Source organism: Streptomyces saintjeani, assembly GCF_055409605.1.
Genome location: NZ_CP189624.1, coordinates 1,744,924 through 1,767,631, shown reverse-complemented (window position 1 = coordinate 1,767,631; position 22,708 = coordinate 1,744,924). Strand labels below are relative to the sequence as shown.

The following is a 22,708-nucleotide window of genomic DNA, read 5'->3' as shown; positions in this document are numbered from 1 at the left end:
ACAAGCCCCTGTCCACCCCTCGTGTTCCTCCGGTGTACGGCCCTCGCGGGCGGCTGGAGGCGATGCCGGGGCGTGGGATCGCTACGATGGGGGCTCCGGAGCCTGACCGGGGACCCGGATCGCGCACGAGGAGTCCTCTTGCCAGACGAGGCCCAACACCTGACCGCCGCCAAGCCCGAGAGTGGTTCGGGACCCGCGTCGCGTGGCCAGAACGGCACCGCCGCGCCGGTGGAGCACGACCGTACGGCGCCCGCCGACCGCCAGCCCGAGCAGCCGCGCCCCAAGCCGGCCCCGCCCGAGCGCCCGGCGCCCGCGCCCGCCCCGGCCCCCGCCTCCGGCCCGGCCCCCGCGACCGGCACTGGGACCAGCCCCGCGCCCGCCGCCTCCGCCGCCCGCCCCGCCGGGGCCACCCAGTCCGCCCGCACCGGCTCCTCGAACCGCGTCCGCGCCCGCCTGGCCCGCCTCGGCGTACAGCGCGCGAACCCGTACAACCCGGTGCTGGAACCGCTCCTGCGGATAGTCCGCAGCAACGACCCGAAGACCGAGACGGCGACCCTGCGCCAGATCGAGCGGGCCTACCAGGTCGCCGAGCGCTGGCACCGCGGCCAGAAGCGCAAGAGCGGCGACCCGTACATCACGCACCCCCTCGCGGTGACGACGATCCTCGCCGAACTGGGCATGGATCCGGCCACCCTGATGGCGGGCCTCCTGCACGACACCGTCGAGGACACCGAGTACGGCCTCGACGACCTGCGCCGCGACTTCGGCGACGTCGTCGCGCTCCTCGTCGACGGCGTCACCAAGCTCGACAAGGTCAAGTTCGGCGAGGCAGCGCAGGCCGAGACCGTGCGCAAGATGGTCGTCGCCATGGCCAAGGACCCCCGCGTCCTGGTCATCAAGCTCGCCGACCGCCTGCACAACATGCGCACCATGCGCTACCTCAAGCGCGAGAAGCAGGAGAAGAAGGCGCGCGAGACCCTGGAGATCTACGCGCCGCTCGCCCACCGCCTGGGCATGAACACCATCAAGTGGGAGCTGGAGGACCTCGCGTTCGCGATCCTCTACCCCAAGATGTACGACGAGATCGTCCGCCTGGTCGCCGAGCGCGCCCCCAAGCGTGACGAGTACCTGGCCATAGTGACCGACGAGGTCCAGTCCGACCTGCGCGCCGCCCGCATCAAGGCGACGGTCACCGGCCGCCCGAAGCACTACTACTCCGTCTACCAGAAGATGATCGTACGAGGCCGCGACTTCGCGGAGATCTACGACCTGGTGGGCATCCGCGTCCTCGTGGACACCGTCCGCGACTGCTACGCGGCCCTCGGCACCGTCCACGCGCGATGGAACCCGGTCCCCGGCCGGTTCAAGGACTACATCGCGATGCCCAAGTTCAACATGTACCAGTCGCTGCACACGACGGTCATCGGCCCCAACGGCAAGCCCGTCGAACTCCAGATCCGCACGTTCGACATGCACCGCCGCGCCGAGTACGGCATCGCCGCGCACTGGAAGTACAAGCAGGAGGCCGTGGCCGGCGCCTCCAAGGTCCGCACCGACGCCCCCAAGTCAGCCGCCGGCAACAAGGACGCCATCAACGACATGGCGTGGCTGCGCCAGCTCCTCGACTGGCAGAAGGAGACCGAGGACCCCAGCGAGTTCCTGGAGTCCCTGCGCTTCGACCTGTCCCGCAACGAGGTCTTCGTCTTCACCCCCAAGGGCGACGTCATCGCGCTCCCGGCGGGCGCCACCCCGGTGGACTTCGCGTACGCCGTCCACACGGAGGTCGGCCACCGCACGATAGGGGCGAGAGTCAACGGCCGCCTCGTCCCGCTCGAATCGACCCTGGACAACGGCGACCTGGTCGAGGTCTTCACCTCGAAGGCGGCCGGCGCCGGGCCCTCCCGGGACTGGCTCGGCTTCGTCAAGTCGCCGCGCGCCCGCAACAAGATCCGCGCCTGGTTCTCCAAGGAGCGCCGCGACGAGGCGATCGAGCAGGGCAAGGACTCCATCGCCCGCGCGATGCGCAAGCAGAACCTGCCGATCCAGCGCATCCTCACCGGCGACTCCCTGGTCACCCTGGCGCACGAGATGCGCTACCCCGACATCTCGTCCCTGTACGCCGCGATCGGCGAGGGCCATGTCGCCGCGCAGGGTGTCGTCCAGAAGCTCGTCCAGGCGCTCGGCGGCGAGGAGGCGGCCACCGAGGAGATCGACGAGGCGGTCCCGCCGTCCCACGGCCGGGGCCGTAAGCGGCGCAGCAACAACGACCCCGGTGTGGTCGTCAAGGGCGTCGACGACGTGTGGGTCAAGCTGGCCCGCTGCTGCACGCCCGTGCCCGGCGACCCGATCATCGGGTTCGTCACCCGGGGCAGTGGCGTATCGGTTCACCGCAGCGACTGCGTCAACGTGGAGTCGCTCTCCCGCGAACCCGAGCGCATCCTCGACGTCGAGTGGGCGCCGACCCAGTCCTCGGTCTTCCTGGTCGCGATCCAGGTCGAGGCCCTCGACCGCTCCCGGCTCCTGTCGGACGTCACGCGCGTTCTGTCCGACCAGCACGTCAACATCCTCTCCGCGGCCGTCCAGACCTCCCGCGACCGGGTGGCGACGTCCCGCTTCACCTTCGAGATGGGCGACCCGAAACACCTCGGGCACGTCCTGAAGGCGGTGCGGGGCGTGGAGGGCGTGTACGACGTGTACCGGGTGACGTCGGCCAGACGCCCGTAGGGCAGACGCGAGAAGGGGCCGGGCTGAATGCCCGGCCCCTTCTCCTGTACGGCTGGTTCAGCCGCCGAACTCCTGCAAGCCCTTCAGCGCCTGGTCCAGCAGCGCCTGACGGCCCTCCAGCTCACGCTCCAGCTTGTCCGCGCGGGACGTGTTGCCCTGCGCGCGAGCCGTGTCGATCTGCGTCCGCAGCTTGTCGACGGCCGCCTGGAGCTGGCCCGTCAGACCGGCCGCGCGGGCACGGGCCTCCGGGTTGGTGCGGCGCCACTCGGTCTCCTCGGCGTCCTGGAGGGCGCGCTCGACCGTGTGCATCCGGCCCTCGACCTTCGGGCGGGCGTCGCGCGGGACGTGGCCGATGGCCTCCCAGCGCTCGTTGATCGCGCGGAACGCCGCACGCGCCGTCTTCAGGTCGCCGACCGGCAGGAGCTTCTCGGCCTCCTCGGCCAGCTCCTCCTTCAGCTTCAGGTTCTCCGTCTGCTCGGCGTCCCGCTCCGCGAAGACCCCGCTGCGCGCCGCGAAGAACACGTCCTGGGCGCCGCGGAAGCGGTTCCACAGGTCGTCCTCGTGCTCGCGCTGGGCGCGGCCCGCGGTCTTCCAGTCCGCCATCAGCTCGCGGTAGCGGGCCGCCGTCGGACCCCAGTCCTGGGACGACGACAGCGACTCGGCCTCCGCGACCAGCCGCTCCTTGACCCGGCGGGCGTCCTCGCGCTGCGCGTCCAGCTGCGCGAAGTGCGCCTTGCGCCGCTTGGAGAACGCCGAGCGGGCGTGCGAGAAGCGGTGCCACAGCTCGTCGTCCGACTTGCGGTCCAGGCGCGGCAGGCCCTTCCAGGTGTCCACCAGCGCCCGCAGCCGCTCACCGGCCGCCCGCCACTGGTCGGACTGCGCGAGCTGCTCCGCCTCCGTGACCAGGTCCTCCTTGGCCTTGCGGGCCTCCTCGGACTGCTTGGCGCGCTGCTGCTTGCGCTCCTCGCGCCGCGACTCGACCGAGGAGACCAGCGCGCCCAGCCGCTCCCGCAAGGAGGCCAGGTCACCGACCGCGTGATGCGCGTCGACCTGCTCGCGCAAGTGGTCGATCGCCAGCTGGGCGTCCTTGGCCGACAGGTCGGTGGTGCGCACGCGCTTCTCCAGGAGGCCGATCTCGACCACCAGGCCCTCGTACTTGCGCTCGAAGTAGGCCAGCGCCTCCTCGGGAGAGCCGGCCTGCCAGGAACCGACGACCTGCTCGCCGTCGGCCGTACGCACGTACACGGTCCCCGTCTCGTCGACGCGGCCCCACGGGTCGCTGCTCACAGCGCCTCCTCCACATGATGCCTGCGCGAGGCTTGCGCGCCCCCGGGCATCGTCCACAGTTTCGTCTTGGCCAACATAGGCGACCGGCGGTGCGCCTGTCCGCATCCAGCACGACCGAAATTCCGCTGGCCGCCGCCTCGGATTCGTCAGGACTTCGCGACCGTCGCCTTGTCGATCACGACCGTCGCGTTCGGTGCCGTATTGCCGGTCGTCGGGTCGGCGGCCTGCGCTCCTGCGGCGGCGATCTTCTTCAGGACCTTCATCCCGTCGGCCGTCACCGTACCGAACGGCGTGTACTGCGGCGGGAGCTGGCTGTCCTGGTAGACGAGGAAGAACTGGCTGCCGCCGGTGTGCGGCTGGCCGGTGTTCGCCATCGCGACCGTGCCCGCCGGGTAGATGTTGTTCTTCAGCGAGGCGTCCTTCAGGTTCTCGTCCGGGATCGTGTAGCCGGGACCGCCGGAACCCTGCGCGGTCGGGTCGCCGCACTGAAGGACGTAGATGCCCTCGGTCGTGAGCCGGTGGCACTTCGTGTGGTCGAAGTACCCCTTTCCGGCCAGGAAGTCGAAGGAGTTGACGGTCTGCGGGGCCGCCGACGCCTTGAGGTCGATGCCGATCTCGCCGCAGGTCGTGTCGAGCGTCATCGTGTACTTCGCCGACTTGTCGATCGCGAGCTTCGGCTCCGTCTTCCACGTCTCCGTCTTGACCGACCCCGCGGCCGGCTTCCCGCACGGGTCCGGGCCCTTGCTCGGCTGCGGCGTCGGGGAGGCGGCGACGTCGTCCGACTTCTTCTTGCCGTCGTCCTTCAGGACACCGGTCGTGTAGATCGCGACACTGCCGATCACGACCACGCCGAGGACCGACGCGATCACCGAGTTGCGCATCAGAGCCTTGCGCCGGGCGGCGGTGCGCCGTTGCTGCTGCCGCAAGAACTTCTCCCGCGCGAGCTGCCGCTTCCGCTGTTCCTGGGTGACCACCGGTCTTCTCCTTGAGGGCTTCGTGTCTCGTACGCCGGTTCGCGCTGCGTGTGCCCCGTACCGTATATGGGTTCGCTGAGGAATCGGCAGCGCCGGTAGGCTCTGACGTGGGCCCGCGCCCTGCGCAAGCCCCCCTTATCGCCACAAACACCGAGACGAACCGAAGGACGACCGTGCTCATTGCCGGGTTCCCCGCCGGAGCCTGGGGGACGAACTGTTATCTCGTCGCCCCGGCCGCCGGTGAGGAGTGCGTGATCATCGACCCGGGCCACGAGGCGGCCCCCGGAGTCGAGGAGACGCTCGCCAGACATCGGCTCAAGCCCGTCGCCGTCGTCCTCACCCACGGCCATCTCGACCACGTGGCCTCGGTCGTCCCGGTCTGCGGCGCGCACGACGTGCCCGCCTGGATCCACCCCGAGGACCGCTACATGATGAGCGACCCCGCGAAGGCCCTCGGCCGGTCCGTCGGGATGCCGCTGCCGGGCGGGCTGACCATCGGGGAGCCGGACGACGTCCGCGAACTCACCGACGGGGCGCGGCTGGAGCTGGCAGGTCTGGAACTCACCGTCGCGCACGCGCCGGGCCATACGAAGGGGTCGGTGACGTTCCGGCTCCCCGAGGCCGCCGACATCCCGTCGGTGTTCTTCTCCGGGGACCTGCTCTTCGCCGGCTCCATCGGCCGCACCGACCTGCCCGGCGGCTCCATGGACGACATGCTCGCCTCCCTGGCGCGCGTGTGCCTGCCGCTCGACGACTCCACCGTGGTCCTGTCCGGACACGGCCCCCAGACCACCATCGGCCGCGAACGCGCCACCAACGCCTACCTCAGGCAGGTGGCCGACGGCCAGGGAGCGCCCGGCGCCCCCCGACGAGGAATGTGACGAGTGAGTACCTTCCAGGCCCCCAAGGGCACCTACGACCTGCTGCCGCCCAGCTCCGCCGCCTTCCTCGCGATCCGCGAGGCCCTCGCCGCGCCGCTGCGTGTCTCCGGTTACGAGTACATCGAGACGCCGGGCTTCGAGAGCGTCGACCTCTTCGCGCGCGGCGTCGGTGAGTCCACCGACATCGTCACCAAGGAGATGTACGCCTTCGAGACCAAGGGCGGCGACAAGCTCGCCCTGCGCCCCGAAGGCACCGCGTCCACCCTGCGCGCCACGCTGGAGGCCAACCTCCACAAGGCCGGCAACCTGCCCGTCAAGCTCTGGTACTCGGGCTCGTACTACCGCTACGAGCGCCCCCAGAAGGGCCGTTACCGCCACTTCTCCCAGATCGGCGCCGAGGCGATCGGCGCGGAGGACCCCGCCCTCGACGCCGAGCTGATCGTCCTCGCCGACCAGGCGTACCGCTCGCTCGGCCTGCGGAACTTCCGCATCCTGCTGAACTCCCTGGGCGACAAGGAGTGCCGCCCCGTCTACCGCGAGGCCCTCCAGACGTTCCTGCGCGGCCTCGACCTCGACGAGGAGACCCTGCGCCGCGCCGAGATCAACCCGCTGCGCGTCCTCGACGACAAGCGGCCCGACGTCCAGAAGCAGCTCGCGGACGCCCCCCTCCTCCAGGACTACCTCTGCGACGCCTGCAAGGCGTACCACGAGGAGGTCCGCGCCCTGCTGAGCGCCGAGGGCGTCGTCTTCGAGGACGACCCGAAGCTGGTGCGCGGCCTCGACTACTACATGCGCACGACCTTCGAGTTCGTCCACGACGGCCTCGGCGCGCAGTCCGCGGTCGGCGGCGGCGGACGTTACGACGGTCTCTCCGAGATGCTCGGCGGCCCCGCGCTCCCGTCCATCGGCTGGGCCCTCGGCGTCGACCGCACGGTCCTCGCCCTGGAGGCGGAGGGCATCGTCCTCGACCTCCCGGCCACGACCTCGGTCTACGCCGTCCCCCTCGGCGACGAGGCCCGCCGCGTCCTGTTCACCAAGGTCGCCGAACTCCGCAAGGCCGGCGTCGCCGCCGACTTCGCCTACGGCAACAAGGGGCTCAAGGGCGCCATGAAGAACGCCAACCGCTCCGGCGCGCGCTACACGCTGGTCGCGGGGGAGCGGGACCTCGCGGAGGGTGTCGTCCAGCTCAAGGACATGGAGTCCGGGGAGCAGACGGCGGTCGCGGTGGACGCGATCGTGGCCGAGCTGACGTCCCGGCTGGCCTGAGGCCCTAGTCCAGCAGGCCCGCGCGCAGGGCGCCGGTGACCGCCGCCGTCCTGTCGTCCACGCCGAGTTCGGTGAAGACCCGCAGCAGGTGGGTCTTCACCGTCGACTCACCGATGCCCTGTCGATGTGCGGCTACCGCCGCGCGGGCCGTCGGCCGATCTCCGCGTCGGTGCAGCCCTCGGCGACGAGGCGCAGGACGGACTTCTCGCGCTCGGAGAGGTGCGGGCGGGTGGGGGCGGTGCGGAGCTGGTCCATGAGGCGGGTGGCCACCGAGGGGGCCAGGACCGTCTAGCCCCGGGCGGCCCCGGATCGCGTCGGCGAGTTCCGCGCGGGGCATGTCCTTGAGGAGGTAGCCGGCGGCACCCGTCTCCACCGCGCGCAGGATGTCGCGGTCGGTCTCGTAGGTGGTCAGGACGACGACCCGGCAGGGGAGGCCCGCACGGGTGATCCGCTGGATCGAGGCGACTCCGTCCCCGTCCGGCATCCTGAGGTCCATCAGGATCACGTCGGGAAGCAGCGCGGCGGCGAGGGTCTCGGCCTCCTCCAGGACGGGGGAGGGCGGTGAGCAGGATCGTCGTCCCCTCGTCGGCGGGCGTGCGGATCAGGTACCAGAACTGCCGGCGGGCCGCCGGGCCGAAACCGGTCGTCGGCTCGTCCAGGAGCAGCAGCTCCGGACCGCCGATCACCCCGAACGCGACGTCGAGCCGCCGCCGCTGGCCTCCCGAGAGCGCCTTGATACGGCTGTCCGCCTTCTCCGCGAGACCCACCAGGCCGATCACCGTCTCCGGATCGCGCGGACGCGGGCAGTAGCGCGCGAAATGTCGTACCGTCTCACGAACCGTCAACTCGGCGGGCGCGGATTCGCCCTGCCAGACAATTCCGATACGTGAACGCCACGCACGCGTTCCCGTCGCCGGATCCGATCCGAGGACCCTCACCTCACCGGCGTCCCGCTCCCGGTTCCCCTGGAGGATCTCCACCGTCGTGCTCTTCCCCGCACCGTTCGGGCCGAGCGGACCGAACACCTCGCCTGTACGAATCCCCAGGTCGACGCCGTCCAGCGCGGTCGTACCGCCGTAGCGCTTGCGCAGCCCCCGGACGGTCACCGCGAGTTCTTCCTCGTGTGCTGGCATGCCGCACGGCATCGTCCGAAGCCGTCCGGCCGGGGGACCTCCGCTCGTACACGCTTATGTCCATCGAACGGTGGACGCACAGGCCGGTGCGGCACAATGAGCGCTGCCAGAAGAACGTCCCCTCGCGATGTGACGGATCGGCGTGATGAGCAAGACGACAGTCAAAGAGGTCTCCATGGACCACGAACCGGAGCGCGCCCCCGCCGACGCGTCCCGCGCGGTGGGCGGCAGCAGGGCGTTCGCGCTGATGCTGGTGATCACGGGCGCGGCGGGGCTGCTCGCCGCCTGGGTCATCACCATCGACAAGTTCAAGCTGCTCGAAGCCAAGGTCGAGGGGAAGACGTTCGTCCCCGGGTGCAGCCTCAACCCGGTCGTCTCCTGCGGCAGCGTCATGGAGTCCAAGCAGGCCGCCGCCTTCGGGTTCCCCAACCCGATGCTCGGACTGGTCTGCTACGGCATCGTCATCGCCGTCGGCATGACCCTGCTGGGCCGCGCCCGGTTCCCGCGCTGGTACTGGCTGACCTTCAACTTCGGCACGCTGTTCGGGGTCGGGTTCTGTACGTGGCTCCAGTTCCAGTCGCTGTACCGGATCAACGCGCTGTGCCTGTGGTGCTCGCTGGCCTGGGTCGCGACGATCATCATGTTCTGGTACGTGACCTCGTTCAACGTGCGCAACGGCTTCCTGCCGGGCCCGGCCTGGCTGAAGAGCTTCTTCGGCGAGTTCACGTGGGTGCTGCCGGCCGTACACATCGGGATCATCGGGATGCTGATCCTGACGCGCTGGTGGGACTTCTGGACCAGCTGAGGCGGCCCTTCTAAATCCACGGCGGGCGTTGTCAGTGCCGTCCTTTAGGGTTTCCGTGTGGAGCCCGATCTGTTCACCGCAGCCGCCGAAGACCGCCAGGAGAAGGACCCGACGGGGAGCCCCCTGGCGGTCCGGATGCGCCCGCGCACGCTCGACGAGGTGGTGGGCCAGCAGCACCTCCTGAAACCGGGGTCCCCCTTGCGCCGCCTGGTCGGCGAGGGCGCGGGCGGTCCGGCCGGAGTCTCCTCGGTGATCCTCTGGGGCCCGCCCGGCACGGGCAAGACGACCCTCGCGTACGTCGTCTCCAAGGCCACCGACAAGCGGTTCGTGGAGCTGTCGGCGATCACCGCCGGTGTCAAGGAGGTCCGCGCGGTCATCGACGGCGCGCGCCGCGCGAGCGGGGGGTACGGCAAGGAGACCGTCCTCTTCCTCGACGAGATCCACCGCTTCAGCAAGGCCCAGCAGGACTCCCTCCTCCCCGCCGTCGAGAACCGCTGGGTCACCCTCATCGCGGCGACCACCGAGAACCCGTACTTCTCGATCATCTCCCCCCTCCTGTCCCGCTCCCTCCTCCTCACCCTCGAACCCCTCACGGACGACGATCTGCGCGGCCTCCTCAGAAGGGCCGTCACCGACGACCGGGGCCTGAAAGCCGCCGTCACCCTCCCCGAGGACACCGAGGACCACCTCCTGCGCATCGCCGGAGGGGACGCCCGCCGCGCCCTCACCGCCCTGGAGGCCGCCGCCGGCGCCGCCCTCGACCAGGCCGAGACCGAGATCACCCTCGCGACGCTGGAGCAGACCGTCGACCGCGCGGCGGTCAAATACGACCGCGACGGAGACCAGCACTACGACGTCGCCAGCGCCCTCATCAAGTCCATCCGCGGCTCCGACGTGGACGCCGCCCTGCACTACCTCGCCCGCATGATCGAGGCCGGCGAGGATCCCCGCTTCATCGCCCGCCGCCTGATGATCTCGGCGAGCGAGGACATCGGCCTCGCCGACCCGACGGCCCTGACGACAGCGGTCGCCGCAGCCCAGGCCGTCGCCATGATCGGCTTCCCCGAGGCCGCGCTGACCCTGAGCCACGCCACCATCGCGCTCGCCCTGGCCCCCAAGTCCAACGCCGCGACCACGGCGATCGGCGCCGCCCTGGAGGACGTCCGCAAGGGCCACGCGGGCCCCGTCCCGACGCACCTCAGGGACGGGCACTACAAGGGCGCCGCCAAACTCGGGCACGCGCAGGGCTACGTCTACCCCCACGACCTGCCCGAAGGCATCGCCGCCCAGCAGTACGCCCCGGAGGAGCTCAAGGACCGCGAGTACTACGAACCGACCCGGCACGGCGCCGAGGCCCGGTACGCGGACGCGGTCGAGTGGACCAGGAAGCACCTCGGTCGCAAGCGGCCCTGAGCAGCCTGTAGAATTGCTCGAAGTGCTGTGTCCTGTGCAGTCAGAACGGGACAGTCAGCCGGAACCCTTCGCGGGTTCCAGGAGCGTCGCGCACCGTTCGAATGGTGTCGCGGGCAGCCCACCACCGTTCGCGGGAGGTGGGCCACTCGCGTGCTGCACGCTGTGCCCAGACCAGGGAGCGGCTGCCCATCCCGTCGCCTTCGCGCGCACGAGGCGGGTTTCCCCGGCTGCGGATGCGACCTCCCATAACTCTGACGAGCCGAACACTGAGAAATGAGAGATTGTGGCGAACCAGTCCCGCCCCAAGGTCAAGAAGTCGCGTGCCCTCGGCATCGCGCTGACCCCGAAGGCCGTCAAGTACTTCGAGGCCCGCCCCTACCCGCCGGGCGAGCACGGCCGTGGCCGCAAGCAGAACTCGGACTACAAGGTCCGTCTGCTGGAGAAGCAGCGTCTGCGCGCGCAGTACGACCTCTCCGAGCGTCAGCTCGTCCGCGCCTACGAGCGCGCCTCCAAGGTCCAGGGCAAGACCGGTGAGGCCCTGATCATCGAGCTGGAGCGCCGTCTCGACGCCCTGGTCCTGCGTTCGGGCATCGCCCGCACGATCTACCAGGCCCGCCAGATGGTCGTCCACGGCCACATCGAGGTCAACGGTCAGAAGACCGACAAGCCCTCGTTCCGTGTCCGTCCCGACGACGTCGTGATGGTCCGCGAGCGCAGCCGCGAGAAGACCCTCTTCACCGTGGCCCGCGAGGGTGGCTTCGCCCCCGACGGTGAGACCCCGCGCTACCTTCAGGTCAACCTCAAGGCCCTGGCGTTCCGCCTGGACCGCGAGCCGAACCGCAAGGAAATCCCGGTCATCTGCGACGAGCAGCTGGTCGTCGAGTACTACGCCCGCTGATCTTTCACCGGTCGTAGTACTACTCGGAGCCCGCTGTCCCCTTGGGGGCGGCGGGCTTTCGCATGCCCGTAATGCGGTACAGAGCGCTGTGCCGGGCGCGATAGGCTCCCATAGACCATTCGATAGGCCACTCGATAGACCATTCAATTGAGTAGGCACTAAGGGAAGCAGGTGCGCGGTGTCCGGAGGCGAGGTAGCCGGGATCATCGTGGCCGTCTTCTGGGCGATCCTGGTCTCCTTCCTCGCCGTCGCGCTGGTGAGGCTGGCCCAGACGCTCAAGGCGACCACCAAGCTCGTGGCGGACGTGACCGACCAGGCCGTACCGCTGCTCGCGGACGCCTCCACGGCCGTACGCTCCGCGCAGACGCAGATCGACCGGGTCGACGCGATCGCCTCGGACGTCCAGGAGGTCACCTCCAACGCCTCCGCGCTGTCGACGACGGTCGCCTCGACGTTCGGCGGGCCTCTCGTGAAGGTCGCCGCGTTCGGGTACGGCGTACGCCGGGCACTCGGCGGCCGTAGAGAAGACGCCGTGCCGGCGAAGGCACCCCGCCGTACCGTGATCGTGGGCCGTGTCCGTGGGAAGAGGGACTGAGAGCAGCGATGTTCCGCCGTACGTTCTGGTTCACGACCGGCGTCGCAGCCGGTGTCTGGGCCACCACCAAGGTCAACCGCACACTGAAGCAGCTCACCCCGGAGAGCCTCGCCGCGACCGCGGCGAACAAGGCGCTGGAGACCGGCACGCGGATCAAGGACCGCGCGGTCGGCTTCGCGCTCGACGTCCGGGACGGCATGGCCCAGCGGGAGGCCGAGCTCGAGGACGCGCTCGGCATCGAGAGCGCACCCGAACTCCCCGCACCCCGGCGCATCGCCGCCATCGAGAACACGACGTATCCCAACACGACGTACACGTACAACCGGAATGAGGACCACTGATGGAGTCGGCCGAGATTCGCCGCCGCTGGCTGAGCTTCTACGAGGAGCGCGGGCACACCGTCGTGCCTTCGGCGTCGCTCATCGCGGACGACCCGACTCTGCTCCTCGTCCCGGCCGGCATGGTTCCCTTCAAGCCGTACTTCCTCGGTGAGGTCAAGCCGCCGTGGACGCGCGCCACCAGCGTGCAGAAGTGCGTGCGCACCCCCGACATCGAAGAGGTCGGCAAGACCACCCGGCACGGCACCTTCTTCCAGATGTGCGGCAACTTCTCCTTCGGCGACTACTTCAAGGAAGGCGCCATCAAGTACGCCTGGGAGCTGCTCACCAGCCCCCAGGACAAGGGCGGTTACGGCCTCGACCCCGAGCGCCTGTGGATCACCGTGTACCTGGAGGACGACGAGGCCGAGCGCATCTGGCACGAGGTCGTCGGCGTGCCGAAGGAGCGCATCCAGCGCCTGGGCAAGAAGGACAACTACTGGGACATGGGCGTCCCCGGCCCCTGCGGCCCCTGCTCCGAGATCAACTACGACCGTGGCCCCGAGTTCGGCGTCGAGGGCGGCCCCGCCGTCAACGACGAGCGGTACGTGGAGATCTGGAACCTCGTCTTCATGCAGTACGAGCGGGGTGAGGGACGGGGCAAGGACTACCCGATCCTCGGCGAGCTGCCCAGCAAGAACATCGACACGGGCCTCGGCCTGGAGCGCCTCGCGATGATCTTGCAGGGCGTGCAGAACATGTACGAGATCGACACCTCGATGGCCGTCATCGAGAAGGCCACCGAGCTGACCGGCGTCCGCTACGGCGACGCCCACGGCTCGGACGTCTCCCTGCGCGTGGTCACCGACCACATGCGTACGTCGGTGATGCTGATCGGCGACGGCGTGACCCCCGGCAACGAGGGCCGGGGCTACGTCCTGCGCCGCATCATGCGCCGCGCCATCCGCAACATGCGCCTCCTCGGTGCCACCGGCCCGGTCGTCCTGGACCTCATCGACACGGTCATCCGGATGATGGGCCAGCAGTACCCGGAGCTGATCACCGACCGCGAGCGGATCGAGAAGGTCGCCGTCGCCGAGGAGAACGCCTTCCTCAAGGCCCTCAAGGGCGGCACGAACATCCTCGACACGGCCGTCACCGAGACCAAGGCGTCCGGTGGCACGGTCCTCGCCGGCGACAAGGCGTTCCTCCTGCACGACACGTGGGGCTTCCCTATCGACCTCACCCTGGAGATGGCCGCCGAGCAGGGCCTCTCCGTGGACGAGGACGGCTTCCGCCGCCTGATGAAGGAGCAGCGGGAGCGCGCCAAGGCCGACGCCCAGGCCAAGAAGACCGGCCACGCCGGTGCCGGTGCCTACCGGGAGATCGCCGACAAGGCCGGTGAGACCGACTTCATCGGCTACACCTTCACCGAGGGTGAGACCACGGTCGTCGGCATCCTCGTCGACGGCGTCTCCTCCCCGGCCGCCACCGAGGGCGACGAGGTCGAGATCGTCCTCGACCGCACCCCCTTCTACGCCGAGGGCGGCGGCCAGATCGGCGACACCGGGAAGATCCGGGTCGAGGGCGGCGCCGTCATCGAGGTCCGCGACTGCCAGAAGCCGGTGCCGGGGGTGTACGTCCACAAGGGCGTCGTCCAGGTCGGCGAGGTGACCGTCGGTGCCAAGGCCCACGCCTCGATCGACTCCCGACGCCGCACGGCCATCGCCCGTGCCCACTCCGCCACGCACCTCACCCACCAGGCCCTGCGCGACGCGCTCGGCCCGACGGCCGCCCAGGCCGGTTCCGAGAACCAGCCGGGCCGCTTCCGCTTCGACTTCGGCTCGCCGTCCGCCGTCCCGACGGCCGTGATGACCGACGTCGAGCAGAAGATCAACGAGGTGCTCTCCCACGATCTCGACGTGCGCGCCGAGGTCATGGGGATCGACGAGGCGAAGAAGCAGGGCGCCATCGCCGAGTTCGGGGAGAAGTACGGCGAGCGGGTGCGCGTCGTGACCATCGGGGACTTCTCCAAGGAGCTGTGCGGCGGCACGCACGTCCACAACACCTCGCAGCTCGGCCTGGTCAAGCTGCTCGGTGAGTCGTCGATCGGTTCGGGGGTGCGGCGGATCGAGGCCCTCGTCGGCGTCGACGCCTACAACTTCCTGGCCCGTGAGCACACGGTCGTCGCCCAGCTCCAGGAGCTGGTCAAGGGGCGTCCGGAGGAGCTGCCGGAGAAGATCTCGGCCATGCTCGGCAAGCTGAAGGACGCCGAGAAGGAGATCGAGAAGTTCCGCGCGGAGAAGGTCCTCCAGGCCGCCGCCGGACTCGCCGACTCCGCCAAGGACGTCCGCGGGATCGCCCTGGTCACCGGGCAGGTCCCGGACGGGACGACCCCGGACGACCTGCGCAGGCTGGTCCTGGACGTGCGGGGCCGTATCCAGGGCGGGCGCGCCGCCGTCGTAGCGATCTTCACCGTGAACAACGGCAAACCGCTGACCGTGATCGCCACCAACGAGGCCGCCCGCGAGCGCGGTCTCAAGGCGGGCGACCTGGTCCGCACCGCCGCCAAGACGCTCGGCGGCGGTGGCGGCGGGAAGCCGGACGTCGCCCAGGGCGGCGGCCAGAACCCGGCCGCCGTCGGCGAGGCCGTGGACGCGGTCGAGCGACTGGTCGCCGAGACGGCCAGCTGATGCGCCGAGGACGCCGGCTCGCGATCGACGTCGGGGACGCCCGGATCGGGGTCGCCTCGTGCGACCCCGACGGGATCCTCGCGACCCCGGTCGAGACGGTCCCCGGCAAGGACGTACCCGCCGCCCGGCGCCGGCTGAAGCAGCTGGTCGACGAGTACGAGCCGATCGAGATCGTCGTCGGGCTCCCGCGCTCCCTCAAGGGGGGCGAGGGTCCGGCGGCGGTCAAGGTCCGGGGCTTCGCGGAGGCGCTGGCCAAGGCGGTCGACCCGATTCCGGTTCGGCTCGTGGACGAGCGGATGACGACCGTGACGGCGAGTCAGGGGCTGCGCGCCTCGGGCGTGAAGTCGAAGAAGGGACGCTCCGTCATCGACCAGGCAGCCGCTGTGATCATCCTTCAGCAGGCGCTGGAATCCGAACGGGTGTCAGGTAAAGCACCCGGAGAGGGCGTCTAAGTGGTCATCTGATCGCGATACGGTAACGTTCCGCGCGATGCGGAGGTGTTCGAACAGCCTCCGCACAGCAGAGGCGGAACCGCAGCCGGACCCCCCAGCCGCGAACCGCCGCCTCGCGGCTCTAGGGGATCGATGACTGAGTATGGCCGGGGCCCGGGCCCCGCACCGTGGCATCCGGAGGACCCGTTGTTCGGGGACGGCGGATGGGAAGGGCAGCAGGCGCCCATGGGGCACCAGCCTGCCTACGGGGGCCACCAGCAGCAGTACCCGCAGGAGCCGCAGCAGCAGACGTCGTACAACGGCTGGACCGACGGCGGCCAGCAGCCCGGATACGGCCAGAACCCGCAGCCGCAGTACGGCCAACAGCCGTACGACCAGCAGCAGTACGACCAGTACGGTCAACCGGTCTACCCCCAGTACGACCAGCAGCAGTACCCCCACCCGAACCAGCCGCAGTCCTATCATCAGGGCGGCTGGGACGGCACCGGCACCCACGCGCACGTCCCCTACGCGGCGGATCCCGGCGACCCCTACGGCCAGCAGCCCGCCGCGTACGGCGCCGAACAGCCCGACTTCTACGGCACCCCCGACGCCTACCCGCCCCCGGAGCCCCCGGCCCGCCGCCGCGAGCCCGACCCGGAGCCCGAACCCGACCTCGACCCCGAGCCGTTCGGCGGCATCCTGCCCGAGCCGGACGACCCGGTCGACGACGAGGGCACGGTCGCCGAGACCGCACCCGAGGAACGCGGGCGGCGTGCGAGTAAAGGCGGTAAAGGGGACAGCGGCAAGAAGAAGCGCCGCAACGGCGCCGCCTGCCTTGTCGTCGTGCTCGTCTTCGGCGGGGGTATCGCCGGTGTCGCCTACTTCGGCATGCAGTTCTACCAGGACCGCTACGGCGCGTCCCCGGACTACGCGGGCAACGGCACGGACGAGACGGTCTCCGTCACCATCCCGAAGGGCGCCGGGGGCGCGGCCATAGGGCGTGTGCTGAAGGCCGCGGGCGTCGTCAAGAGCGTCGACGCGTTCGTGTCCGCGTTCACGCAGAACGCCAAGTCCGGGAGCATCCAGGAGGGTTCGTACGTCCTGAACAAGGAGATGTCCGCCCAGGCGGCCGTCGCGATGATGCTCGACCCCAAGAGCCAAAGCAACCTGATCATCGCCGAGGGCACCCGCAACGTCGCGGTCTACGCGCAGATCGACAAGCGCCTCGACCTCTCCGAGGGCACCACCGCGGGCGTCGCGAAGGCGAAGTACAAGGACCTCGGCCTGCCGGACTGGGCGCTGAACCACCCGAACGTGAAGGACCCGCTGGAAGGGTTCCTGTACCCGTCGCGGTACTCGGTGGCCAAGGCGGACAAGCCCGAGACCCTCCTCAAGGAGATGGTGACTCGCGCCAACCAGAAGTACGAGCAGCTCGGTCTGGAGAAGCAGGCCGAGAAGCTCGGGCTCGACGGGCCCTGGCAGCTCCTCACCGTCGCGAGCCTCGCGCAGGCCGAGGGCACCAGCCACGACGACTTCCGCAAGATGGCCGAGGTCGTCTACAACCGCCTCAAGCCCGGCAACCCCCAGACGTACGGCTCGCTGGAGTTCGACTCCACGTACAACTACATCAAGAACCAGAGCAAGATCGACCTGACGATCGCCGAGCTCAAGCGGTTCAACAACCCGTACAACACGTACTACGTCAAGGGGCTGCCGCCCGGCCCCATCGACAACCCGGGTGACGAGGCGCTGCGGGGCGCCCTCAACCCGACCGACGACGGCTGGTACTACTTCATCTCGCTGGACGGCAAGACCAGCAGGTTCACCAAGACCCTCGCCGAACACGAGGAACTGGTCGCCGAGTTCAACGAGTCCCGCAAGGGCTCCTGAGAAGGACAGGTCCCCATGACAGAACGGGCCGCCGCAGCCCGCCGCGCCGCCGTGCTCGGTTCGCCGGTCGCACACTCCCTCTCCCCGGTGCTGCACCGCGCCGCGTACGACGCGCTGGAGCTGACGGACTGGTCGTACGACCGCTTCGAGGTCGACGAGGACTCCCTCGCCGACTTCGTCGCCGGGCTCGGCGGGGAGTGGGCGGGGCTGTCGCTGACGATGCCGCTGAAACGGGCCGTCATCCCGCTGCTGGACGAGATCAGCGAGGCGGCGGCCTCCGTCGAGGCCGTCAACACGCTGGTGTTCACCGAGGACGGCCGCAAGGTCGGCGACAACACCGACATCCCCGGCATGGTCGCGGCCCTGCGCGAACGCGGCATCGAACAGGTCGAGTCCGCCGCGATCCTCGGCGCCGGAGCCACCGCGTCCTCCGCCCTCGCCGCGCTCTCCCGCATCTGCGCCGGCGAGGTCGTCGTCTACGTCCGCAGCGAGGCGCGCGCCGCCGAGATGCGGCAGTGGGGGGAGCGGCTGGACGTCGAGGTCCGTACAGCGGACTGGGGCGACGCGGCCGAGGGGCTGCGGGCGCCGCTGGTCATCGCGACGACCCCGGCCGGGGCGACGGACGCGCTCGCCCACGCCGTACCCGAGCGCCCGGCGACCCTCTTCGACGTCCTGTACGACCCCTGGCCCACCGAGCTCGCCGCGCGCTGGTCGATGTACGGAGGGGCCGTCGTGAGCGGACTGGACCTCCTGGTCCATCAGGCGGTCCTCCAGGTTGAGCAGATGACCGGGCACCGGCCCGCTCCCGTGGACGCGATGCGAAAAGCGGGCGAACACGCGCTCGCCTCCCGCTAAGGTTCCCGGGGGCGCCGCGCAGGGGGCGGGGCGCGCATCGGGGGGAGTACCGCCATGACCCTGGCGTCCGGCAAGAGCGAGATCTTCCAGTTCGTCCTCCAGTTCCTGCCCGACTGGATGCAGATTCCGGGTCTGTGCCTGCTCATCGGGCTCGTGGTGCTGTCCTGGGTGCTGAAGCTGCGCCGCAAGTGGCTGCTGCGGCGGGCCGGCGCGGGACAGGGGGCTGTGGTCCAGCAGCAGGGGGACGGGACGCGGGGCGCGGACTTCCTGGGCGCCTACGCACCGCGGCAGCCGCAGGCCGAAGGGCCTCGGGGCGCCGACTTCCTCGGGACGTACGCGCCCCAGCAGCCGCAGAGCCGGTCCGAGCAGGGCTGAGGCCCCGCGTCCGGGCGAATTCAAGGGGTCTCGTTCCTCCCGGTGAGTCCGCTTCGTGGACCGGAGAGCGGGTTCGGGCGGGGGACGTGGGAGGATCGAGGGCGGCGGGGCCGGGACGCGCACCCGGGGTCGCCCGTGCCGTCCGCGTGGACGCGTGGCGGCGCAGCGGTACCAGGCGCGAGCACCGAGGAGCATCGTTGAGCAGGCTGCGTTGGCTGACCGCGGGGGAGTCCCACGGTCCCGCACTCGTCGCCACGCTGGAGGGTCTTCCCGCCGGCGTGCCGATCACCACGGAGATGGTCGCGGACCATCTCGCGCGGCGGCGGCTCGGTTATGGCCGGGGCGCGCGGATGAAGTTCGAGCGGGACGAGGTGACCTTCCTCGGCGGTGTCCGCCACGGTCTCACCCTGGGTTCCCCGGTCGCGGTGATGGTGGGCAACACCGAGTGGCCGAAGTGGGAGAAGGTCATGTCGGCCGACCCGGTGGACCCGGCCGAGCTGGCGGAATCCGCCCGCAACGCGCCGCTGACCCGCCCCCGCCCGGGCCACGCGGACCTCGCCGGGATGCAGAAGTACGGCTTCGACGAGGCCCGCCCGATCCTGGAGCGCGCCTCGGCGCGTGAGACGGCGGCGCGGGTGGCGCTGGGCGCGGTCGCCCGGTCGTACCTGAAGGAGACGGCCGGCATCGAGATCGTCAGCCATGTCGTCGAGCTGGCGTCCGCGAAGGCGCCGCTGGGTGTCTACCCGGTCCCGGGCGACGTCGAGAAGCTGGACGCGGACCCGGTGCGCTGCCTGGACGCGGACGCGTCGAAGGCGATGGTCGCGGAGATCGACCAGGCGCACAAGGACGGCGACACGCTGGGCGGGGTCGTCGAGGTGCTGGCGTACGGGGTGCCGGTGGGCCTCGGCTCGCACGTGCACTGGGACCGGCGGCTGGACGCGCGGCTCGCGGGCGCCCTGATGGGCATCCAGGCGATCAAGGGTGTCGAGGTCGGCGACGGCTTCGAGCTGGCGCGGGTGCCGGGTTCGCAGGCGCACGACGAGATCGTCAGCACCGACGAGGGTCTGCGGCGCACATCCGGGCGCTCCGGCGGCACCGAGGGCGGTCTCACGACCGGCGAGGTGCTGCGGGTGCGCGCGGCGATGAAGCCGATCGCGACCGTGCCGCGTGCCCTGAAGACCGTGGACGTGGCGACCGGTGAGGCCGCGCAGGCGCATCACCAGCGTTCCGACGTGTCGGCGGTGCCGGCGGCCGGGATCGTCGCCGAGGCGATGGTCGCGCTGGTCCTCGCGGACGCGGTCGCGGAGAAGTTCGGCGGGGACAACGTCGTCGAGACGCGGCGCAACGTTCGCTCGTACCTCGACAGCCTGACGATCCGATGAGCGGACCACTGGTCGTCTTGGTCGGCCCGATGGGCGTCGGCAAGTCCACCGTCGGGCAGCTCCTCGCCGAGCGCCTCGGCGTGCCCTACCGGGACACCGACGACGACATCGTCACCGAGCAGGGCCGCGCCATCGCCGACATCTTCGTCGAGGAGGGCGAGCCCGCCTTCCGCGCGATCGAGAAGGCCGCCGTGCGGGCCGCCCTCGCCGGGCACGAGGGGGTCCTCGCGCTCGGTGGCGGCTCCATCCTCGACGCCGACACGCGCGACCTGCTCGCCGGGCGCCGGGTCGTCTACCTCTCCATGGACGTCGAGGAGGCCGCCCGCCGCACCGGCCTCAACGCCGCCCGGCCCCTCCTCGCCGTCAACCCGCGCAAACAGTGGCGCGAGTTGATGGAGGCTCGCCGTCATCTGTACGAGGGGGTCGCCACGGCCGTCGTCGCGACGGATGATCGGACGCCGGAAGAGGTCGCCCAAGCCGCCCTGGACGCACTGGAGTTGAAGGACGTATGACGACGACGCGGATCCACGTCGGCGGCGAGACGCCGTACGAGGTGCTGGTGGGCCGTCAACTGCTCGGCGAACTCGCCGGGTTGATCGGTACGAAGGCCAAGCGGGTCGCCGTCGTCCACCCCGAGGCGCTAGCCGAGACCGGGGACGCGCTGCGCGCCGACCTCGCCGAGCAGGGGTACGAGGCCGTCGCCATCCAGGTGCCGAACGCCGAGGAGGCCAAGACCGTCGAGGTAGCCGCGTACTGCTGGAAGGCGCTCGGACAGTCCGGGTTCACGCGGACCGACGTCATCGTGGGCGTCGGCGGCGGGGCGACGACCGACCTCGCCGGGTTCGTCGCGGCGACCTGGCTGCGCGGGGTGCGCTGGATCGCCGTACCGACGACCGTGCTGGCCATGGTCGACGCGGCCGTGGGCGGGAAGACCGGCATCAACACGGCCGAGGGCAAGAACCTGGTCGGGTCGTTCCATCCGCCCGCCGGGGTGCTGTGCGACCTCGCCGCGCTGGAGTCGCTGCCGGTCAACGACTACGTGTCGGGGCTCGCGGAGATCATCAAGGCCGGGTTCATCGCGGACCCGGTGATCCTCGACCTGATCGAGGCCGATCCCGAGGCGGCGCGCACGCCGGCCGGGCCGCACACCGCCGAGCTGATCGAGCGGTCGATCCGCGTGAAGGCGGACGTCGTGTCGTCCGACCTCAAGGAGGCGGGGCTGCGGGAGATCCTCAACTACGGCCACACCCTCGCGCACGCCATCGAGAAGAACGAGCGCTACAAGTGGCGGCACGGCGCCGCCGTATCCGTGGGGATGCACTTCGCGGCCGAACTCGGGCGGCTCGCCGGGCGGCTGGACGACGCGACCGCCGACCGGCACCGGACGGTCCTGGAGTCGGTCGGGCTGCCGCTGCACTACCGCTACGACCAGTGGCCCAAGCTGCTGGAGACGATGAAGGTCGACAAGAAGTCGCGCGGCGACCTGCTGCGGTTCATCGTCCTCGACGGGCTCGGCAAGCCGACCGTCATGGAGGGCCCCGACCCGGCGGTGCTGCTCGCCGCGTACGGCGAAGTGGGGCAGTAGGACCCCGGGATCACCATCGCCCGATCCGGCTTCCACGACGGGCACTTCGGACCGCCCCCGGTCGTTCACCAAACGACGGCCGGGGGCGGTACCGTTCGGTGGGGGAGCGGGCCCGCCCGATCAGCTTCGCGCCCCGGAGGCGAACCGAGCCCGCACAGAACGAGACGGAGTGGCACCGGATGCAGCACGCAGTGGGTTCTCCGCTGCCGCCGCCCCACCAGTGGGGGCACGGTCCGGTCGGCTGGTCGCCGGCCGCACAGCATTCGGGACCGCACCCCTCCCATCCCCACCCGCACGCGCAGCCGGCGCCGGGCTTCACACCGCCGCAGATCCCGCAGCCGCAGGTCCCGCCGGTACCCCCGGCTCCGCCGGTCGCCCATCCTCCGGCGCCCCACGCTCCGGTCCACCAGCCGCCGGGCCCGCCGGTCCACCAGCCCCCGGGCCCGCCGATCCACCAGCCCCCGGTGCCGCAGTACTCCCCGCCGCCCCGGCAGGCCCCCGGTGACGTCACCGGCCATGTCCCGCTGCCGTCCGGCGAACCCGTCATCGCCCCGGCGGCCACGATGCTCGCGGTGCTGCTCATCGGCCCCGCCGGCGCCGGCAAGACCAGCGTCGCCAAGTACTGGGCCGAGCATCGCCGCACCCCCACGGCCCACATCAGCCTCGACGACGTCCGCGAGTGGGTCCGCTCCGGCTTCGCCGACCCGCAGCGCGGCTGGAACGACCACTCCGAGGCCCAGTACCGCCTAGCCCGCCGCACCTGCGGCTTCGCCGCCCGCAACTTCCTCGCCAACGGCATCTCCTGCATCCTCGACGACGCGATCTTCCCGGACCGCCCCGCGGTGGGCCTCGGCGGCTGGAAACGGCACGTGGGCCCCGGCCTGCTCCCGGTCGTCCTCCTGCCCGGCCTGGAGGTCGTCCTGGAGCGCAACGCGGAGCGCTCCGGCAACCGCCGCCTCACGGACGAGGAGGTCGCGCGCATCCACGGCCGGATGGCGGGCTGGTACGGATCGGGCCTGCCGATCATCGACAACTCGCAGCTCGACGTGGAGTCGACGGCACGTGTTCTGGACGAGGTGCTGGCGAGGGCGATTGCAAGTCCGCCGAAGTGGTAGTCGGACACAGGTAACTCCTATCCGGCAGTCGCTCTGGAGCCCCCCTTGGTCCCCCGAACGGCACTCCTCAAACCGGCATATTTCGC

At 70.6% G+C, this 22,708-nt stretch carries 19 protein-coding genes and 2 pseudogenes; 17 read left to right on the top strand and 4 right to left on the bottom strand.

Annotated features, from left to right (window positions below; translation table 11 throughout):
* The first annotated feature begins 138 nt into the window (after positions 1 to 138).
* Entirely contained in the window at positions 139 to 2,724 is a 2,586-nt protein-coding gene (locus ACQCO7_RS07800) for a RelA/SpoT family protein (RefSeq protein ID WP_464071122.1), read from the top strand.
* A 57-nt stretch (positions 2,725 to 2,781) separates the two neighbouring features.
* Here ACQCO7_RS07800 and ACQCO7_RS07795 read toward each other — a convergent pair whose 3' ends face one another.
* Positions 2,782 to 4,011 (bottom strand): DUF349 domain-containing protein, encoded by a 1,230-nt coding sequence (locus ACQCO7_RS07795; protein WP_464071121.1) that lies wholly within the window; start codon positions 4,009 to 4,011, stop codon positions 2,782 to 2,784.
* Positions 4,012 to 4,157: 146 nt separating this feature from the next.
* On the bottom strand, positions 4,158 to 4,985 hold the full coding sequence (locus tag ACQCO7_RS07790; protein WP_464071120.1) for a peptidylprolyl isomerase: 828 nt from the start codon (positions 4,983 to 4,985) through the stop codon (positions 4,158 to 4,160).
* 173 nt (positions 4,986 to 5,158) lie between these two features.
* On the opposite strand from ACQCO7_RS07790, the gene ACQCO7_RS07785 reads away from it, so the two are divergent.
* Together ACQCO7_RS07785 and hisS are read left to right on the top strand one after the other, a co-directional pair.
* Positions 5,159 to 5,866, top strand: a complete 708-nt coding sequence (locus ACQCO7_RS07785; RefSeq protein WP_464071119.1) for an MBL fold metallo-hydrolase — start codon at positions 5,159 to 5,161, stop codon at positions 5,864 to 5,866.
* Positions 5,867 to 5,869: 3 nt separating this feature from the next.
* Positions 5,870 to 7,132, top strand: a complete 1,263-nt coding sequence (hisS, locus tag ACQCO7_RS07780) for a histidine--tRNA ligase (protein WP_464071118.1) — start codon at positions 5,870 to 5,872, stop codon at positions 7,130 to 7,132.
* Between the two features lie 4 nt (positions 7,133 to 7,136).
* On the opposite strand, the pseudogene ACQCO7_RS07775 reads toward hisS, so the two are convergent.
* Both ACQCO7_RS07775 and ACQCO7_RS07770 read right to left on the bottom strand, forming a co-directional pair.
* Positions 7,137 to 7,673: pseudogene (locus ACQCO7_RS07775) on the bottom strand (response regulator); the annotation flags it as partial.
* 19 nt (positions 7,674 to 7,692) lie between these two features.
* A pseudogene (locus ACQCO7_RS07770) lies at positions 7,693 to 8,265 on the bottom strand (ABC transporter ATP-binding protein); the annotation flags it as partial.
* A 145-nt stretch (positions 8,266 to 8,410) separates the two neighbouring features.
* On the opposite strand from ACQCO7_RS07770, the gene ACQCO7_RS07765 reads away from it, so the two are divergent.
* From ACQCO7_RS07765 to ACQCO7_RS07700, 14 genes are all read left to right on the top strand, one after another.
* Positions 8,411 to 9,070: a vitamin K epoxide reductase family protein gene (locus ACQCO7_RS07765; RefSeq protein ID WP_464071117.1), complete on the top strand. Its 660-nt coding sequence runs from the start codon at positions 8,411 to 8,413 to the stop codon at positions 9,068 to 9,070.
* A gap of 57 nt (positions 9,071 to 9,127) precedes the next feature.
* A complete protein-coding gene (locus ACQCO7_RS07760) occupies positions 9,128 to 10,483 on the top strand; it encodes a replication-associated recombination protein A (protein WP_464071116.1) in 1,356 nt (451 codons plus the stop codon).
* A gap of 283 nt (positions 10,484 to 10,766) precedes the next feature.
* Positions 10,767 to 11,381 (top strand): 30S ribosomal protein S4, encoded by a 615-nt coding sequence (gene rpsD / locus ACQCO7_RS07755; RefSeq protein WP_010357900.1) that lies wholly within the window; start codon positions 10,767 to 10,769, stop codon positions 11,379 to 11,381.
* A gap of 178 nt (positions 11,382 to 11,559) precedes the next feature.
* Positions 11,560 to 11,976 carry a DUF948 domain-containing protein gene (locus ACQCO7_RS07750; RefSeq protein ID WP_464071115.1) on the top strand — a complete coding sequence of 139 codons (417 nt, stop codon included), beginning with the start codon at positions 11,560 to 11,562 and terminating at the stop codon, positions 11,974 to 11,976.
* An 8-nt stretch (positions 11,977 to 11,984) separates the two neighbouring features.
* Positions 11,985 to 12,317 (top strand): hypothetical protein, encoded by a 333-nt coding sequence (locus tag ACQCO7_RS07745; RefSeq protein ID WP_464071114.1) that lies wholly within the window; start codon positions 11,985 to 11,987, stop codon positions 12,315 to 12,317.
* Positions 12,317 to 14,986: an alanine--tRNA ligase gene (gene alaS, locus ACQCO7_RS07740; RefSeq protein ID WP_464071113.1), complete on the top strand. Its 2,670-nt coding sequence runs from the start codon at positions 12,317 to 12,319 to the stop codon at positions 14,984 to 14,986. Before ACQCO7_RS07745 ends, alaS begins: the two co-directional genes overlap by 1 nt.
* Positions 14,986 to 15,438: a Holliday junction resolvase RuvX gene (gene ruvX, locus ACQCO7_RS07735; protein ID WP_319167052.1), complete on the top strand. Its 453-nt coding sequence runs from the start codon at positions 14,986 to 14,988 to the stop codon at positions 15,436 to 15,438. Before alaS ends, ruvX begins: the two co-directional genes overlap by 1 nt.
* 132 nt (positions 15,439 to 15,570) lie before the next feature.
* Positions 15,571 to 17,310, top strand: a complete 1,740-nt coding sequence (mltG, locus tag ACQCO7_RS07730; protein WP_464071112.1) for an endolytic transglycosylase MltG — start codon at positions 15,571 to 15,573, stop codon at positions 17,308 to 17,310.
* A gap of 15 nt (positions 17,311 to 17,325) precedes the next feature.
* Positions 17,326 to 18,165 carry a shikimate dehydrogenase gene (locus ACQCO7_RS07725; protein ID WP_464071111.1) on the top strand — a complete coding sequence of 280 codons (840 nt, stop codon included), beginning with the start codon at positions 17,326 to 17,328 and terminating at the stop codon, positions 18,163 to 18,165.
* 54 nt (positions 18,166 to 18,219) lie between these two features.
* Positions 18,220 to 18,540 (top strand): hypothetical protein, encoded by a 321-nt coding sequence (locus tag ACQCO7_RS07720; RefSeq protein ID WP_464071110.1) that lies wholly within the window; start codon positions 18,220 to 18,222, stop codon positions 18,538 to 18,540.
* Positions 18,541 to 18,737: 197 nt separating this feature from the next.
* Entirely contained in the window at positions 18,738 to 19,922 is a 1,185-nt protein-coding gene (aroC, locus tag ACQCO7_RS07715; RefSeq protein ID WP_464071109.1) for a chorismate synthase, read from the top strand.
* Entirely contained in the window at positions 19,919 to 20,434 is a 516-nt protein-coding gene (locus ACQCO7_RS07710; RefSeq protein WP_464071108.1) for a shikimate kinase, read from the top strand. Before aroC ends, ACQCO7_RS07710 begins: the two co-directional genes overlap by 4 nt.
* Positions 20,431 to 21,507 carry a 3-dehydroquinate synthase gene (gene aroB / locus ACQCO7_RS07705; protein ID WP_464071107.1) on the top strand — a complete coding sequence of 359 codons (1,077 nt, stop codon included), beginning with the start codon at positions 20,431 to 20,433 and terminating at the stop codon, positions 21,505 to 21,507. Before ACQCO7_RS07710 ends, aroB begins: the two co-directional genes overlap by 4 nt.
* A gap of 179 nt (positions 21,508 to 21,686) precedes the next feature.
* A complete protein-coding gene (locus ACQCO7_RS07700; RefSeq protein ID WP_464071106.1) occupies positions 21,687 to 22,622 on the top strand; it encodes an AAA family ATPase in 936 nt (311 codons plus the stop codon).
* Positions 22,623 to 22,708 lie beyond the last annotated feature (86 nt).